This window comes from Bradyrhizobium sp. CB2312 (genome assembly GCF_029714425.1).
Classification (GTDB): Bacteria; Pseudomonadota; Alphaproteobacteria; order Rhizobiales; family Xanthobacteraceae; genus Bradyrhizobium.
Genome location: NZ_CP121668.1, coordinates 4548306 through 4562844 on the forward strand (window position 1 = coordinate 4548306; position 14539 = coordinate 4562844).

General features: G+C 65.0%; 12 protein-coding genes and 1 pseudogene. 6 read left to right on the plus strand and 7 right to left on the minus strand.

What is annotated here, in order from left to right:
• Window position 1 precedes the first annotated feature (1 nt).
• Window positions 2–1544, plus strand: a pseudogene (locus tag QA642_RS22275) (GMC family oxidoreductase N-terminal domain-containing protein).
• A gap of 119 nt (window positions 1545–1663) precedes the next feature.
• Here QA642_RS22275 and QA642_RS22280 read toward each other — a convergent pair.
• The 4 genes from QA642_RS22280 to QA642_RS22300 all read right to left on the minus strand — a co-directional run bounded on the left by QA642_RS22280 (window position 1664) and on the right by QA642_RS22300 (window position 6490).
• Entirely contained in the window at window positions 1664–1969 is a 306-nt protein-coding gene (locus tag QA642_RS22280) for a hypothetical protein (protein ID WP_283086519.1), read from the minus strand.
• Between the two features lie 705 nt (window positions 1970–2674).
• Window positions 2675–4015 (minus strand): TAXI family TRAP transporter solute-binding subunit, encoded by a 1341-nt coding sequence (locus QA642_RS22290; RefSeq protein ID WP_283086521.1) that lies wholly within the window; start codon window positions 4013–4015, stop codon window positions 2675–2677.
• A 271-nt stretch (window positions 4016–4286) separates the two neighbouring features.
• Complete coding sequence (gene chrA / locus QA642_RS22295) at window positions 4287–5672, minus strand: chromate efflux transporter (RefSeq protein WP_283086522.1); 1386 nt, start codon at window positions 5670–5672, stop codon at window positions 4287–4289.
• Entirely contained in the window at window positions 5672–6490 is an 819-nt protein-coding gene (locus QA642_RS22300) for a chromate resistance protein ChrB domain-containing protein (RefSeq protein WP_283086523.1), read from the minus strand. Before QA642_RS22300 ends, chrA begins: the two co-directional genes overlap by 1 nt.
• A 199-nt stretch (window positions 6491–6689) precedes the next feature.
• On the opposite strand from QA642_RS22300, the gene dmeF reads away from it, so the two are divergent.
• The 3 genes from dmeF to QA642_RS22315 all read left to right on the plus strand — a co-directional run bounded on the left by dmeF (window position 6690) and on the right by QA642_RS22315 (window position 9527).
• Window positions 6690–7652, plus strand: a complete 963-nt coding sequence (gene dmeF / locus QA642_RS22305) for a CDF family Co(II)/Ni(II) efflux transporter DmeF (protein WP_283086524.1) — start codon at window positions 6690–6692, stop codon at window positions 7650–7652.
• A 90-nt stretch (window positions 7653–7742) separates the two neighbouring features.
• Entirely contained in the window at window positions 7743–8564 is an 822-nt protein-coding gene (locus QA642_RS22310) for an N-acyl homoserine lactonase family protein (RefSeq protein ID WP_283086525.1), read from the plus strand.
• Between the two features lie 84 nt (window positions 8565–8648).
• On the plus strand, window positions 8649–9527 hold the full coding sequence (locus QA642_RS22315) for a DMT family transporter (RefSeq protein ID WP_283086526.1): 879 nt from the start codon (window positions 8649–8651) through the stop codon (window positions 9525–9527).
• On the opposite strand, the gene QA642_RS22320 is transcribed toward QA642_RS22315, so the two are convergent.
• Window positions 9524–9715 (minus strand): hypothetical protein, encoded by a 192-nt coding sequence (locus QA642_RS22320; RefSeq protein WP_283086527.1) that lies wholly within the window; start codon window positions 9713–9715, stop codon window positions 9524–9526. The genes QA642_RS22315 and QA642_RS22320 overlap by 4 nt on opposite strands.
• A gap of 31 nt (window positions 9716–9746) precedes the next feature.
• Window positions 9747–10904 (minus strand): MFS transporter, encoded by a 1158-nt coding sequence (locus tag QA642_RS22325; protein ID WP_283086528.1) that lies wholly within the window; start codon window positions 10902–10904, stop codon window positions 9747–9749.
• 177 nt (window positions 10905–11081) lie between these two features.
• Between QA642_RS22325 and QA642_RS22330 the strand changes: the two genes are divergently transcribed.
• Window positions 11082–12341: an adenylate/guanylate cyclase domain-containing protein gene (locus QA642_RS22330; protein WP_283086529.1), complete on the plus strand. Its 1260-nt coding sequence runs from the start codon at window positions 11082–11084 to the stop codon at window positions 12339–12341.
• Here QA642_RS22330 and QA642_RS22335 read toward each other — a convergent pair.
• Entirely contained in the window at window positions 12338–12901 is a 564-nt protein-coding gene (locus tag QA642_RS22335; RefSeq protein ID WP_283086530.1) for a pyridoxamine 5'-phosphate oxidase family protein, read from the minus strand. The two genes, QA642_RS22330 and QA642_RS22335, sit on opposite strands and share 4 nt — an antisense overlap.
• Before the next feature lie 593 nt (window positions 12902–13494).
• On the opposite strand from QA642_RS22335, the gene QA642_RS22340 reads away from it, so the two are divergent.
• Complete coding sequence (locus tag QA642_RS22340; RefSeq protein WP_283086531.1) at window positions 13495–14532, plus strand: PLP-dependent aminotransferase family protein; 1038 nt, start codon at window positions 13495–13497, stop codon at window positions 14530–14532.
• Window positions 14533–14539: the final 7 nt, after the last annotated feature.

Genomic DNA, 14539 nt, shown 5'->3' on the forward strand with positions numbered 1-14539 from the left:
GATGTACGATGTCATTGTTGTCGGCGGCGGCTCCGCTGGCGCCGCCGTAGCGGCCAGGCTCTCCGAGGATCCGGCACGGCGCGTCCTGCTGTTAGAGGCGGGGCTCGACTGGCGTGCTGATGAAGCACCCTGGGAGGTCAGGACACCAAATCCGATCCCGATCATCCACAAGCGCGAGTACCAGGAGAAATGGCAATGGCCCGATCTCCTGACGCGCCGCGTGGCGGGGCAGGAGCCGCGCTTCTACTGGCGCGGCAAGGGGCTCGGCGGCTCCTCGATGATGAACGGGCAGATCGCGATCCGCGGCGTTGCCGATGCCTTCGACGAATGGGCTGCCAATGGCTGCACCGGCTGGTCGGCCAAGGACGTGATGCCGCTGTTCTCGGTGATCGAGGACGATTTCGAATTCGGCGACATCGCAGGTTGGTCGCGGCGGACCGCTTCCGGTCTATCGCGCGCCGCCCGAAGAATGGGGGCCCATCGATCGCGGCCTGCGCGACGCGGCGCTGGCGAGCGGCTATCCCTGGTGCGCCGATCTCAATGGCCCGGACGGTGAGGGCGTTGCCTGCTATCCCATCAACAGCCGCGACAGCCGCCGCATCACCACCAATGAGGGTTATCTCGAGCCCGCGCGCGGCCGCGCCAATCTGGAGATCCGCGGCCACGCGCTAGTCGATCGCGTGCGGATCAGTGACGGCCGGGCGACCGGCGTCCGCGTTCATATCGAGGGGCAGGGCACCCACGAGATCAGCGCGCGTCAGATCGTGCTGTGTGCCGGCGCGATCCACAGTCCGACGATCCTGCTGCGTTCCGGCATCGGCCCGGCCGATGAGCTGAGGTCGATGGGGATTACGGTCGAGCGCGACCTGCCGGTCGGCCGGCATTTTTTCGACCATCCGCTGTTTCGCGCCACGATCCAGCTCCGCGAGAATCTGCGGCCGACCGATCCGGACACTCGCCACACCAATTGCTGCGTGACCTATTCCTCGGGCCTCGCCGATGGCGGCAAGCGCGACATGATCCTGATCGCGTTCAACCATCGCGGTATCGGCGTGCCCGGGGCGATCGGCGCCGGGTTGTTCAACGCCTATTCGCGCGGAACGCTGAAGCTGGCTTCAACCGACCCATCCATCGATCCCGTCGTCGAGGAGAACATGCTCGCCGATCCCCGCGACATGCTGCGGATGATGGACGCGGTGAAACGGCTGGCGGTGATCACGTCGCAGCCGGCGCTATCAGGCATCGCCGACTGGATCAGGCTGACCGACACCGATCTGACGCTGCCGCAGGCAGCTAGCCTGCCGGATCACGACCTCGACGCGTTGCTGCGCCGAGAGACCGGCGACATCCAGCATGCCGCCGGCAGCTGCCGCATGAGCGGTGTCAACGACCCCGATGGCGTGGTCAATCCTGATGGCACCGTGAAAGGGATCAGCGGCCTGCGCGTCGCCGACGCCTCGATCATGCCATCCGACTGCCGCGCCAACACGCATTTCACGACGGTGGTGATCGGGGAGGCGATCGCGCAGATGATGATGCGGTAGCTTCTACTGCCTCCGCTCGCAATGTATTGCCCCCGTCGCGCTCCAACGCATCGAAACCGCAAGTTAGGTCAATGCTCCTGAGCGACCATCGATCGCGTAATGCATGCAAGGATGCTGATCTAGATCAAGCCGCAGCGCCCAGTTTGGAGTGAAGAAATCAAAAGGGCAGAGCTATTGCAGAGGAGGGTCAGATGATTTCTCGGCGAAATGCTCTTTCTTCGCTTGGATGGGCGACAGCGTTTGGGCTGATCGCGCTTCCTTCGACATTGACGGCGACGGACGCAGAAGCCCAGACGGCCGGCATGGACCGGCGTCAGGATCGGCGTGAAGGTCGACGCGAGCGCCGGGAAGACCGGCGCGATGCCCGGCAGGATCGCCGTGAAGATCGGCGCGACGCACGCGAGGATCGCCGTGAGAACCGTCATGGCGGCACCACGACGGGAAGCACCGGCAGCTCAACCGGCACGGTTGGAGCCGCTACGAAGTAACTTGCCGGGCAGTGCAGACATCACTCTCATCAGGAGGGCAACGATGGATGTCTTGAACATGGGTGGGCCCACTATGCGGCTCGCAATGGCATCGGTTGCTCGCCTGGAACCTTGGTCAAGGGCGGGGACGGCATCATCTACGTCTGCCAGTGAGTCCATGCGGAGAAGATGACATGACGAGAAACGCCAAGCTACTTGGTCTGATCGTAACCACCGCACTCTTCGCGGCAGCTCCGGTGTCGCTCCGTTACTCGGTGGCGGAAGGGCCGTCCGTTACCGTTGACGGTGTGGAAGCGCGAGTCGGAAGACCTCTTACGCCGATGAGCGTAGCTGGGGTCAACCGCAGAGTGCACCGCCGTGCCTATTATGGTGCGGCAGCCGCAGGGGCTGCGGCTTATGGTGCCTATAACTATCGCCGGGCATGCGGATACGCGCCGTATCCGCCCTGCTATTAGCGGGCTCTTGCGAGGCTCGTCGCGTCTGACGTGACGGCGAGCCTCGGGTGGCGCGAATGCTGCCGGGCTCTTGCGCGCCATCGGACGGCGCCATCGATCTTTGCTGACTTGCGTCTTTGCCAAGCTCGTGGCGTAAAGCCTTCATCCGCGGCGCTGGTTTGGATTCCAAGCCAGCCAAGCGTTCCTTTCAGCGGTCCCCGGGATTTGGCGCTGCGAGCGCGATCCGGCGATCATGTATCAGATTTTCGAGGCGATGGGCCGCTACATTCAGGGTGGCCGTATCGAGGCCAGCCTCGTCTTCGCTGACTTGGGTGCGCTGGGCAGAAAGAACCTTGTCGATCTCGTTCTCGATCTCCAATAATTCCGTTTCGTTTCCGGCGAGTCTTATGCGGCGCGCCAATGCATATAGCGAATCCAGCGCCGGCTCTTTCGGTTTGAGGTCGCCAGATCGCAAGAAGTGCCAGGCCGCCGTGAGCACGGTAGCAAGCGCTCCAAGCCCCATTGGCGCAAGAAAGATGGCGTTGCTCCATCTGTCCAGGAAAGTTTGCTGGCTCCCATTGTAGAACTCGGCGGCGCCGGGATGAACGGGAAGATAGGCGCCTGCGTCGGTATCCGGCGCCTTGAACTGCGCGAGGATCGGTAATTCGGGCAAGACGTCTCTGCGAGCGGTCGTTATCGCTTGAGTGAAGTTGGCAATCAAATCGGTCCCAAGGCTCTTCCTGCCGATCAAATAAAAGGAAACCTGCAACGTGGTGACGTCGTCGTCGGGAACAGGAGGTGATCCGCGCAAAGTCCCCTTCGGGATGTCGAAGCTTTCGTAAGCGCGCTCTTTCTCAGCGATCGCCCCCGCATTGTCGATCGGGATCAGGACCGGAGCGGTCTTCGCGCTTTGTGGGAATAGCCCGCGGACCAGAGACAGATACTTGTCGCTAAGCGGTATCACGAACAGTGCGGCGCGTATCTCTTTGGTTTCAAAGGCCCGGCGGACCTCATCGAGTGCAACGCTCTTGAATACAACATTGGCGCGATCGAGGTCATATGCCTTTCTCAGCACGCTGACGATCTTCTGATTGGTGTCGCCCGCGACGACCCCCACTGTCATGCGCTTGAGGCCGGCCATGTCCGTGAGCGGAGAGCCAGGCGGGGCGACGAGCATGGCCACGGCCTGCGCCAGCACGACGATCGCCTGTGCCTGGGAAAGGTCGCCGACATCTCCTCGGACGACTGCAAGGTCTGTCCTTCCAGACGAAAACGCGTCCGCCGACTCGATTGGGCCGGTGGTCTCAACCACCTTCAGCCGCACCGGCGCGTTGTTGACCGCGAGCCTGCTCGCGAGCGCCGATACGATTTTGGTGGCATCGCCGTCGAACGACCCGACTGCGATCGAAAGTGTCACGGGCCGGACGTACCAGCGGTAAGCATACAGGCTCGCACCCCCGACCAGCAACGCCAGCATCAGCACAATGAGGATCCGGAGCCACGTCGGCAGATTGGCACCGGCTATGCGGATTGGCGATGAGTGATCCATGGTGCCTGCGGCCTTTTGCGCTCGACGCAAGACCTTATTGCCTGAAACGCGCCTGATTGTCGGGCGCGTCCCCTGGCCGCGAACACAGGCGCGCGAGAGCCGTATCGATCGCGCCCGCTCCGAGTAAATCTTGTCCCGGCTCGCTTGGTGCTTTTGATCTAGATCAAAAGCCAAGCTGCGAGCGCGAAGTGCGGACAGAGCAGCCAATGGTCTCCGGCCGGGCGGCGCCTTTCGATAGCAATCGGATGCGAAGAACCCGATGAGTATCCGCCTAGATCACTCCGGCCAGCCGCAGCGCCACGCCCGCGGCGCAACTGCCGGCCAGCACCGTCAGCATCCCGAGCTTGAAGCGGAAGATCGCGGTGGCGGCCGCGATCGCCAGCACCAGCGCGGGAATGTCGACGCTCTTCAGCACCGGCATGTCGAAATCCAACGGGAAGGCGTGCACCGGCACGGTCTCGCGGAACAGCGTGTGCAGCGCGAACCAGATCGAGAGGTTGAGGATCACGCCGACGACGGCGGCGGTGATCGCACTGAGCGCGCCGGCGAGCCCTGTGTTGCCGCGCAAGCGCTCGATATAGGGAGCGCCGACGAAGATCCAGAGGAAGCAGGGCGTGAAGGTGACCCAGGTCGCGAGCAATCCGCCGAGGGTCGCAGCAAGCATCGGCGACAGCCCGCTCGGATCGCGATAGGCAGCCATGAAGCCGACGAACTGGAGCACCATGATCAACGGGCCGGGCGTGGTCTCGGCCATGCCGAGACCGTCGAGCATCTCATGCGGCTTCAGCCAGTGATAATGCTCGACCGCCTGCTGGGCGACGTAAGCCAGCACCGCATAGGCGCCGCCGAAGGTGACCAGCGCCATCTTGGAGAAGAACAGCGCGATCTGGCTGAATACGTTCGCCTCGCCGAGCACCAGAAGTAGCGCGATCACCGGCACCAGCCAGAGCGCCAGCCACACCGCGCCGGTCCGGATCGCGCGTCCGGTGTCGGGCCGCACATGCTCGGGCACGGCTTCGCCAAGCATGCTGTCGATCGCGGCGGCGCTGCCGCCATGGCCGTGCGCGGCCGGGGCGAATTCCGGCCGGCCGGCTCGTGCACCGACATAGCCGATCAGGCCGGCGGCGATGATGATGATCGGAAAGGGGACCGCGAAGAAGAAGATCGCTATGAAGGCGGCGGCCGCCAGCGCGATCATGATGCGGTTCTTCAGCGCGCGCTTGCCAACGCGCACCACGGCTTCGACGACGATGGCGAGGACGGCGGCCTTCAGCCCGAAGAACAGCGCCTCGACGAAGCTGACATTGCCGTAGGCGGCATAGATGTAGCTGAGGCCCATGATGGCGATGATGCCGGGCAGGATGAACAGCCCGCCTGCCATCAGCCCGCCGGCGGTGCGATGCAAGAGCCAGCCGACATAGGTTGCGAGCTGCTGCGCCTCGGGGCCCGGCAGCAGCATGCAGTAGTTCAGCGCATGCAGGAAACGTCCCTCGGAGATCCAGTTTTTCTCCTCGACCAGGATGCGGTGCATCACCGCGATCTGGCCCGCGGGGCCGCCAAAACTCAAGGACGCGACGCGCAGCCAGACGCGGAAGGCCTCGTTGAAGCTGATGCCGTGACCGGCATCAGCTCCCGTTTGATTGGCGCGGGTGTCCATTACGCCTTCACCTTGTTGGTCGGCCAGTTGTGGGTCTCGGCCGTGGCGTCGCGGCACCAGCGGTAGAAGGCGTCGTAGAGCAGCAGGCCGGCCTCGAGCTGTTCGAGGTCGTCGTCATACATCCGCGACAGCCCGAGCGAGGCCGCGAGCAGGCCGGGCGCCTCCGGCGCCAGATCCGGCCGTGCGGTGTCGGCGCCGCGCACCAGCGTCGCGAGGTGGAGCAGGGCCGGCGTGGCAATGCCGAACTCCTCGATCATGACGTCGAAGGTGCAGAGCTCGCCGCGGTGGCTCCAGAACACGTTCTCGATGTCGAAGGGCGCAGCGCCAAAGCGCTCGCCGACGGCGACCACCTCGGACGGCGCCACATAGAGGAACACCGCGTTGGGATCGACGAAGCGCCGGATCAGCCAGGGGCAGGCGATGCGATCGACCTTCGGCCGCGCCCGCGTCACCCAGACGGTGCGTCCCTTGGCATCGCGCGGCGGCAGCTTGCGGGTGTCGAGCAGGGGTAGCTTGGCCGCCTTCCAGCCCTCGAAGCCGCCTTCGAGCGTCTCGGCCTGCACCCCGAGCTGGCGGAGCCAGGCGGCCGTGCCCTGGGCGAGCTTTTCACCGCGCAGGCAGGAGACGATGACCCGGCGGTGGGCGAATGCGCCGCCCCAGTCTTGCACCTTGTCGTGGCTGAGTTTGATCGAGCCCGGAATCAGCCGCCGGTCGGCGGCAAAATCCTCCTCCGTCCGCACGTCGATCAGGGCAGGGGCGTTGGCCGTGCCGATCAGCCGGGCCAATTTGTCAGATGATATAGTCGTGAAAGTAGACATGTTGATGCGTCCTCGTAGGAACCGAACGGGACGCGATACTTGGGCATGTCGCCTCGTGGGGAGATCGCTCAAATCCCCATACACCAATTACAGCGAAACTAAACTGAACTGTCAATCCGCGAGGCGATTGGGCCTTAGAAAATTGCTGTCTGCCGGTCTATATTGCGGACTGACAGAGCTGAATTGTCTGGAGAATTCGATGCATTCCCACTCCATTGAACAGTGGACCCACGACCACGCCTTCCTCGGAGAAAAACACGACGAGAACGAGCGGCGCACCTGGTTCGTGGTCGTCCTGACGCTGGTCATGATGGTCGGCGAGATCGTCGCCGGCTCGCTGTTCGGCTCGATGGCGCTGCTCGCCGACGGCTGGCACATGGGGACGCATGCGGCCGCGCTCGGCATTGCGGCCTTCGCCTACCGCTTCGCGCGCCGGCACCTCGGCAATGCGCATTTCACCTTCGGCACCGGCAAGTTCGGCGATCTCGCCGCCTTCGCCAGCGCGATCATCCTTGGCCTGATCGCGGTCGAGATCGCCTATGAGAGCGTGCTGCGGCTGATCACGCCGGTGCCGATCGTCTATGGCGAGGCGATCGCGGTCGCCGCGCTCGGTCTCTGCGTCAACCTCGCCAGCGCGTGGCTCTTGCGCGACAGTCACGATCACCATCATCACGGCCATGATCATGGGCACAGCCATGCGCATCATGATCATGACCACGATCATGATCACCACCACCATCACGACAACAACCTTCGCGCCGCCTATGTCCACGTCATGGCGGACGCCGCAACGTCCGTGCTGGCGATTGCCGCGCTCATGGTCGCGATGTATTCGGGATGGGTCTGGGCCGACCCGGCCGTCGGGCTGATCGGCAGCGTCGTGATCGCGAGCTGGGCCTTCGGCCTGATCAAGTCATCAGGGGCGGTGCTGCTCGACGTGCGCGCCGATGAGAAGCTGGAGCGGGTGATCCGCGCGCGCATGGAGGTCGGCGAGGATCGCGTCACCGACCTGCATCTCTGGCAGGTCGGCCCCGGCCATTGCGCCGTGCTGGTGTCGCTGGTGTCGGACAAGCCGAAGCAGCCGGCCGTCTACAAGAAGCGCCTCGCCGGGTTGAAGAGGCTCAGCCACATCACGGTCGAGGTCGAGACCTGCCCTCATTGACGTGATCCACGCGAGGGGAATTCAGCGGCGCGGTCGGGGTTGATCCTCGGTCGCAGCCCATACAGGGCGCTTGCCAAGGAGGGATTAAGGATGACGTCCAGGATCAAGCTCGCTCTCGTCGTTGTCGCGCTCGCCTTGTCAAGCCAAGTGGCTGTCGCGCAGACCGGCGTCGAAAGGCTCTACGTCCTCAATTGCGGCGAGGGCACCGCCGGTGACATCTCGCGCTGGACGCCCGGCCTGAACGAGGGCAAGACCATGGACTTCGTCGACAGCTGCTATCTGATCAAGCACGCCAAGGGCTGGTTCCTGTGGGACACCGGCATTGCAGACTCCGTTGCGGCCATGCCGAATGGCCTTGCGCCCGCCGATCCCAAGGCCGTGACCTGGCGGCGGCCGAAGACGCTTGCTGCCCAGCTCGAACAGCTCGGCGTCAAGCCTGACGACATCAAGGCGATGGCGGTCTCGCACACGCATCCCGACCATATCGGCAATGTCGAGCTGTTCCCGCAGGCGACGCTCTACGTCCAGAAGGCCGAATATGACTGGCCCGGCGCCAATAACGAGCCGCGCTTCAAGCCCTCGCATCCCGTCGAGCTGCTGACGGGCGACAAGGACGTCTTCGGCGACGGCAGTGTGACTATCCTGTCGACACCCGGCCATACGCCGGGACACCAGTCGCTGCTGGTGAAGCTGCCGAAGACCGGAGCGGTGGTGCTGTCCGGCGATGCCGTCCATTTCAGGGATAATTGGGACAACCGCCGCGTCCCCAGCATGAACGCCAACAAGGAGATGAGCGCGGCCTCGATGCAGAAGATCGCCGACACGCTCGAAAAGGAGAAGGCGCAGCTCTGGATCAACCACGACAAGGTCCAGCGCGACGGTCAGAAGATGGCGCCCGAGTTTTACGACTGACGTGTGAACCGCCCCTGCTGCCATGACGATGGCAGCAGGGATGTGCTAGCCGCCTCCGCGAAGCTCCGAAACAGGAGACGAAGCGTGGGCGAGTGGTTCGGGGTTGCGATCGCGCTTGTCTCGAGCAGCATCGGCGGCACGGCCGCGGCGATCACCCGCTATCTCGTCGGCGGGGCCGATCCCATCCTGCTTGCGATCCTGCGCTGGGGCGTCGGCTTTCTCTGCCTGCTGCCATGTGCGCTTGTGCTTGGTGCGCGCTGGCCGCAGCGCGCCGACTGGCCCGCCGTGGTGCTGCTCGGCATCTGCTTCTTCGGCCTGTTCTTCATCCTCTACAACATCGCGGTGTCCTACACGACCGCCGCCCGCGCCAGCCTGGCGCTGGCGACGCTGCCGCTCCACACCATGGTGGTCGGCGCGATCCTGGGCGCGGAGCGGTTGACGGCGCGCAAGATCACCGGCGTTGCCATCGCCGTGCTCGGCGTGACCGCAGCCTTGGCCGCGGGCTTGGCGCAGAGCCCGCCCGGCGCGTGGCGGGGCGAACTGATCATGACCGGGGCGGTGTTCTGCATGGCATTCTACAACGTGCTGTCGCGCCCGCTGATGCAACGCTCCAGCGCGCTCGGCTTCCTCACGGTCGGCATGGGCGCGGGCGCCCTCGTACTGGTGCTGGCAGGTCTGGTGAAGGGCAGTTTTGCAGCACTCGACCACTTCACGACGGGGCAGTGGATTGCCGGCATCTATCTCGGGATCGGCGGCGGCGCGCTCGCCTTCATCCTCTGGGTCATGGCGCTGGCGCGGGCGACGCCGACCCGGGTCGCCAATACGATGACGGTCAATCCGATCGCCGCTGCGCTGCTGGCGGCGCTGCTGATCGGCGAGCCGATCACGGCAAACCTTCTGATCGGGCTCGTCGCGGTCTTCGCAGGCATCTGGATCGCGACCAGCGAGGCGAAGACGGCTTAGTTCCGCGGCGCGGTCGCCGCGGGCGGAGTTGGTTCGGGCGTCTTCTTCGGCTTCAGCGTGCCGGCATAAAACGAAAGCAGCCACACCAAGAGGACGGCGAGCAGATAGACGCCCCAGGCCTGGGGCGGCGTGGTCGCCCAGCGCAAAAGGCCCTTGAAGGTGCGGGGCGGGCTGTTGTCGTCGGTCATGGCCCGCTTGTGGGCGAAAGCGGCTCCGCGGTCAATCCGGCTGCCGTTCGATGCGGATCAGGAACAACGCCGCCAGCGCCGAGAGGCTGAGCGCGGAGGAGACGATCAGCACCTTGGCGCCCATCACATCGATGAGCAGGCCGAAGGCCAGCGGCGCCGCCGCTTGCGCCATCCGCGCCGGGGCCCCGATGATGCCAAGGCGGTAGCCAAAGTCCTTGGGGCCGAAGATCGCAAGCGGCAACGTTCCGCGGGCGATCGTCAGGATGCCGTTGCCCGAGCCGTGGAGCAGCGCGAAGGCGCTTGCGGCGGCGCCCCCGAAGATGGCCACCACGGCAGCTCCGATCGGATGGGTGAGGCAGGCAAGCCGCGTCGACCACAGCGGATGGAAGCGGCTGAGGAAGCCGGCTTCGAGGACGCGCGCGGCCACCTGGGCCGGGCCGATCAGCGCACCGGCCGCGATCGCCTCGACATGCGTCGCGCCGGTTGCTTCCACGATGCGCGGGAAATGCACGGCCATCGCACCGGTAACGGTCCAGGCCGCGGCGAAGACGAAGGCGAGCAGGATCATGGTGCGGTCGAGCGGCACGTGCGGCTTTTCGGCCGTCGCGGCCGCCTGCCTCGCGCCCTTGATCGACGGCAGCATGAAGAAGTTGAGGGGAAGGCCGATCAGGATGTTGGCGGCGGCCCAGGCAAAGCAGGTCTCGCGCCAGCCGATATGAGACAGGCCCCAGGCGGTGAGAGGCCAGCCAACGGTGGAGGCGAAGCCCGCCATCAGCGTGATGCCGGTGATCGAGCCGCGGGCTTCCGTGCCGTAGATGCGGCCGAGCGCGGCGAAGGCGGCGTCGTAGAGTCCCATCGCCATGCCGATGCCGAGCACGAGCCAGGCGAACGCCATCACCGCGACCGAATGCGAGAGGCCAAGCAGGACGAGGCCGGCGGCGATGGTCAGGTTGGAGGCCGACAGCACCTGCCGTCCGCCGACGAGATCGATTTGCCGCCCGATGCGTGGGCCGAGCATCGCCGAGATCACCAGCGAGGCCGAGAAGGCGCCAAAGACCCAGTTGGAGGAGACGCCGAGGTCGCGCGCCATGGGATCGGCGAGCAGCGCCGGCAGATAGTAGCTGGAAGCCCAGGCCAGGGTCTGCGTGGTGCCGAGCGCCAGGATGATCGGAAGCTGGCGCTGACTCATCCGCGCGCGCCTCCGATTCTGCCCGACAAGTTCATCATGGCAGGCATTTGCCGCCCACCCGGCGAGGGCGTCAACCACGGCCGCGGCATGTTCGACCTGCAAGGGATGGGAGCCTTGTGCACGGTTCGCGCGTGGCTTGCGCCTTTCGCTCGTCACGAATGCACGCCATAATGACGTATGCAACTGACCTCCCGCCTTGCGCTGATGAACTGGCTGACCGGCCAGGGGCTCACCGGCCTGCCCGAAATCGACCTGCTCCGCGGCTTCTGCGAGCGCTGCCGCGCGGAAGGCCTGGAACTGTCGCGCGGGATGGTCGTCATCGACACGCTGCATCCGATCTACGAGGGCCGCGGCTTCCGCTGGAGCGACCGCCCCAGCAACGAGAGCGACGCCTTCGAATACGGCTCGACCGCCGAGGGCGACGCCGCCAGGAGCTGGCGCCGCTCGGTGTTCTTCCACATGCTCGAGCAGGGCCACGACGAGATGGTGATCGATCTCGCCGATGCCCCCTCGATGGATTTCTCGCAGATCGGCGAGCTCGCCGAGAAGGGCCACAAGCACTATCTCGCCTTCGTGCATCGCTTCGGCGAGAACGGCGCGCTCGGGCTGATGGATTGCCTGTACTCCTGCTGGACCACGCGCCGCGCGGAAGGCTTTGGCGAACAGGGGCTGGAGGCCCTGCGCGATCTCGTGCCGGTGCTCGGGCTCGCGATCAAGTCGGCGCAGCAGGTCGACATCGCGCGCACGCTCGGGCGGGTCTATCTCGGCCGCGATGCCTCCGAGCAGGTGCTGCGCGGGCGCATCTCGCGCGGCGTCACCGAGCGCATCAACGCCGTGCTGTGGTATTCGGATTTGCGCGGCTCGACCGGGATCAGCGAGAGCATCGGCCCCGACGAGATCATCCCGTTCCTCAACGACTACGCCCAGGCCGTGATCGACGCGATCCATGATGCCGGCGGCGACGTCCTGAAGCTGATCGGTGACGGCGTGCTCGCGATGTTCACCGGCGAGGACATGGCGGACGCCCGCCGCGCGGCGCTGCGGGCCGAGCACCTCTTTCGCAAGAATGTCGCGGCGCTGAACGTGCGTCGCACCGCCGACGGCCGCCCGACCACGTCGGCCTATATCGGCTTGCATGTCGGCGAGGTCTTCTACGGCAATATCGGCAGCGAGGACCGGCTCGACTTCACCGTGGTCGGCCCGACCGTCAACGAGGTCAGCCGCATCGCCTCGATGAGCCGCTCGGTCGACCGCGAGCTGCTGGCTTCAGCAGAATTCTACAAGGGCCTAGACGCCGCCGGCCGGCGCTACCTCGTCTCCACCGGCCGATACGCCCTGCGCGGCATCGGCCGCGCCCAGGATCTCTACACGCTCGATCCGGAAGTCGACGCCAGCGAGCCGGTGACCGGGAGCTACGAGCGCTATCTGGCGAACTAACGCTGGACCGCTGGTGCCGAAACATGCGGTGTTTTCGTTCGATCCTTTGCGGGCCATTGTTCGGACAGCGGTGGCATCGGGGTCTCCTTGCCGGTCATGCGCTCGACGGCGACGGCGTAGACGGTGATGATGTCGAGCCTCGGGAAGAATCTCTTCGGTCGCGTCATATCCGGCTTGCCGTATTTGACCATCAAATTTTCGCAGAACCGCTGCTTGATCTCGCGGTCGTCCACGACCCGGATGCGGCCGAACAGGCATATGCTTCGATAGGCGAGACCGGAATCGCATTCGAACCGGCCATAGTCGAAGACCCCGTTGTGCTCGTCGATCTCGATGCAGACGCGCGAATCCCGCTCGATGTTTGCGCGCAAATGTCCTCTAGCCGCGGTCGTGTGCAGATACACCTCGCCATCGAGCCAGAGATACAGCAGCGGGATGCAATAGGGGAAACCGTCCTCGCTGACTGTCGCGAGATGGCCGGCATATCCACGTGACAGCATCTCCAGGATCCGCTCCTGCGGCATCGCGCGGTCCTCGCGACGGATTTGCGGTGAACTCATGGTGCCAGGCGCTCCACGCCGCCATTCGAACGAGCGGGCATTTCCGGGTTTCCTAGTTATCCGAAGCAGGATAGAAAAATAGTGGTCTTGAGCAAAGGTCCACTTGATCCCATCGAGGCATACCACTTTCCTCGTGCGGCTCACCCTGTGAGAAGAGGCCCCGTGAACAGCAGGCAGAGCTGGGCAGAACTCTATCCCTTCAGCGTCGACCGCACGGCGGACGCGCCCGTATTCCGCCAGATCTATCTCGAACTGCGATCAGCCATCCTGTCCGGAGCGCTTCGTCCTGCGACGAAGCTCCCCTCGACACGCGACCTTGCAGCACAACTCGGCGTCTCGCGGACCGCAGTCGTTTCAGCTTTCGAGCAGCTTCTTGCGAAGGCTATGCCTTCGGCAAGAAGGGGGCGGGGACTTATGTTGCGTCCGATCTGCCTGAGCCCTTTGCCGCGCCTCACGGTCCCAAGGCGCGGGCGGCGCCGGCCGCGGCAAAGGCGTCCTTTCGCGGCCTCGGCGATTTCGTTGACGTAACAGCGCAGAATGACGAGCGCCCCTTCAACTTGGGGCGTACCCTGCTGGACGCTCGTAGCGCGGAATTGTGGCGCAAGCTCACCGCGCGCACGCTGCGATCCTTTGAGAGCTATCATCTCGGCTACGGCGATCCGCGCGGCCTGCCGGAGCTGCGCAAGTCGGTTTGCGACTATCTTCGCGCCGCACGCGGCGTGCACTGCGAGGCCGACCAAATCGTGATTACCGCCGGCACCCAGCAAGCCATCGACATCGTCGCGCGCGTCATGCCGGGGCCGGACAAGGAGGTCTGGATCGAAGACCCCGGCTATAGCTTGACCCGTCTGACGCTCGCCGCGTCAGGCGCGAAGATTTGCCCTATTCCGGTTGACCGGCATGGTGTGAACGTCACGGAAGGGATCAACCGCGCCCCGAAGGCGCGTGCAGCTTTCATCACGGCCTCGCACCAGTTTCCGACCGGCGTTCCCCTGTCGATGGCGCGTCGTCTCGAACTTCTCGCCTGGGCCCGCGAGTCCGGTGCCTGGATCATTGAGGACGACTACGCCAGCGAATTCCGTTACGGTGGCCGGCCACTCGCTTCGCTTCAGGGCCTGGACGAGGCCGGGCGTGTCATTTACGTCGGAACGCTCAACAAGGCGCTCTTTCCGGGACTGCGACTTGGCTACGCCGTGCTACCATATCCGGCGCTGCAGGATTTCGTTGCCGCGCGGTATCTGATCGACCGTCAGCCGTCGAGCCTCTGTCAGTCCGTCGCTGCTGCCTTCATGGAGGAGGGGCATTTCGCGGCTCACGTCCGCAGAATGCGGGAAGTCTACCGCCGCCAGCGCGACGCGCTGGTTGCAGCACTGAGGCGGCGCCTGGGCGACCATTTGTCGGTCGAGCCGCCGGATCAGGGCATGCACCTGGTTGCCTACACGCGACGGGGACTTTCCGACGTAAAGATCGAACGGGCCGCTCGTGACCAGGGCGTCGTCATTCGGGCGATGAGCCGCCTCTATATCGAGGCGCCGGCACAGTCAGCGCTGATGCTGGGTTTCAGCGGCTACCCGCAGCAGACAATTGCGCCGGCGGTCGCCCGGCTGGCGCGGGCGATCGCCGCGGGTTAGATCCCGG

Coding starts and splice junctions, on each gene's coding strand:
- QA642_RS22280 (WP_283086519.1), bottom strand. CDS start 1,969: ATGACGGTTCTCACGGCGATCCTCGCGTGCGTCGCGCCGATCTTCACG.
- QA642_RS22290 (WP_283086521.1), bottom strand. CDS start 4,015: ATGGATCACTCATCGCCAATCCGCATAGCCGGTGCCAATCTGCCGACG.
- chrA (WP_283086522.1), bottom strand. CDS start 5,672: ATGGACACCCGCGCCAATCAAACGGGAGCTGATGCCGGTCACGGCATC.
- QA642_RS22300 (WP_283086523.1), bottom strand. CDS start 6,490: ATGTCTACTTTCACGACTATATCATCTGACAAATTGGCCCGGCTGATC.
- dmeF (WP_283086524.1), top strand. CDS start 6,690: ATGCATTCCCACTCCATTGAACAGTGGACCCACGACCACGCCTTCCTC.
- QA642_RS22310 (WP_283086525.1), top strand. CDS start 7,743: ATGACGTCCAGGATCAAGCTCGCTCTCGTCGTTGTCGCGCTCGCCTTG.
- QA642_RS22320 (WP_283086527.1), bottom strand. CDS start 9,715: ATGACCGACGACAACAGCCCGCCCCGCACCTTCAAGGGCCTTTTGCGC.
- QA642_RS22325 (WP_283086528.1), bottom strand. CDS start 10,904: ATGAGTCAGCGCCAGCTTCCGATCATCCTGGCGCTCGGCACCACGCAG.
- QA642_RS22330 (WP_283086529.1), top strand. CDS start 11,082: ATGCAACTGACCTCCCGCCTTGCGCTGATGAACTGGCTGACCGGCCAG.
- QA642_RS22335 (WP_283086530.1), bottom strand. CDS start 12,901: ATGAGTTCACCGCAAATCCGTCGCGAGGACCGCGCGATGCCGCAGGAG.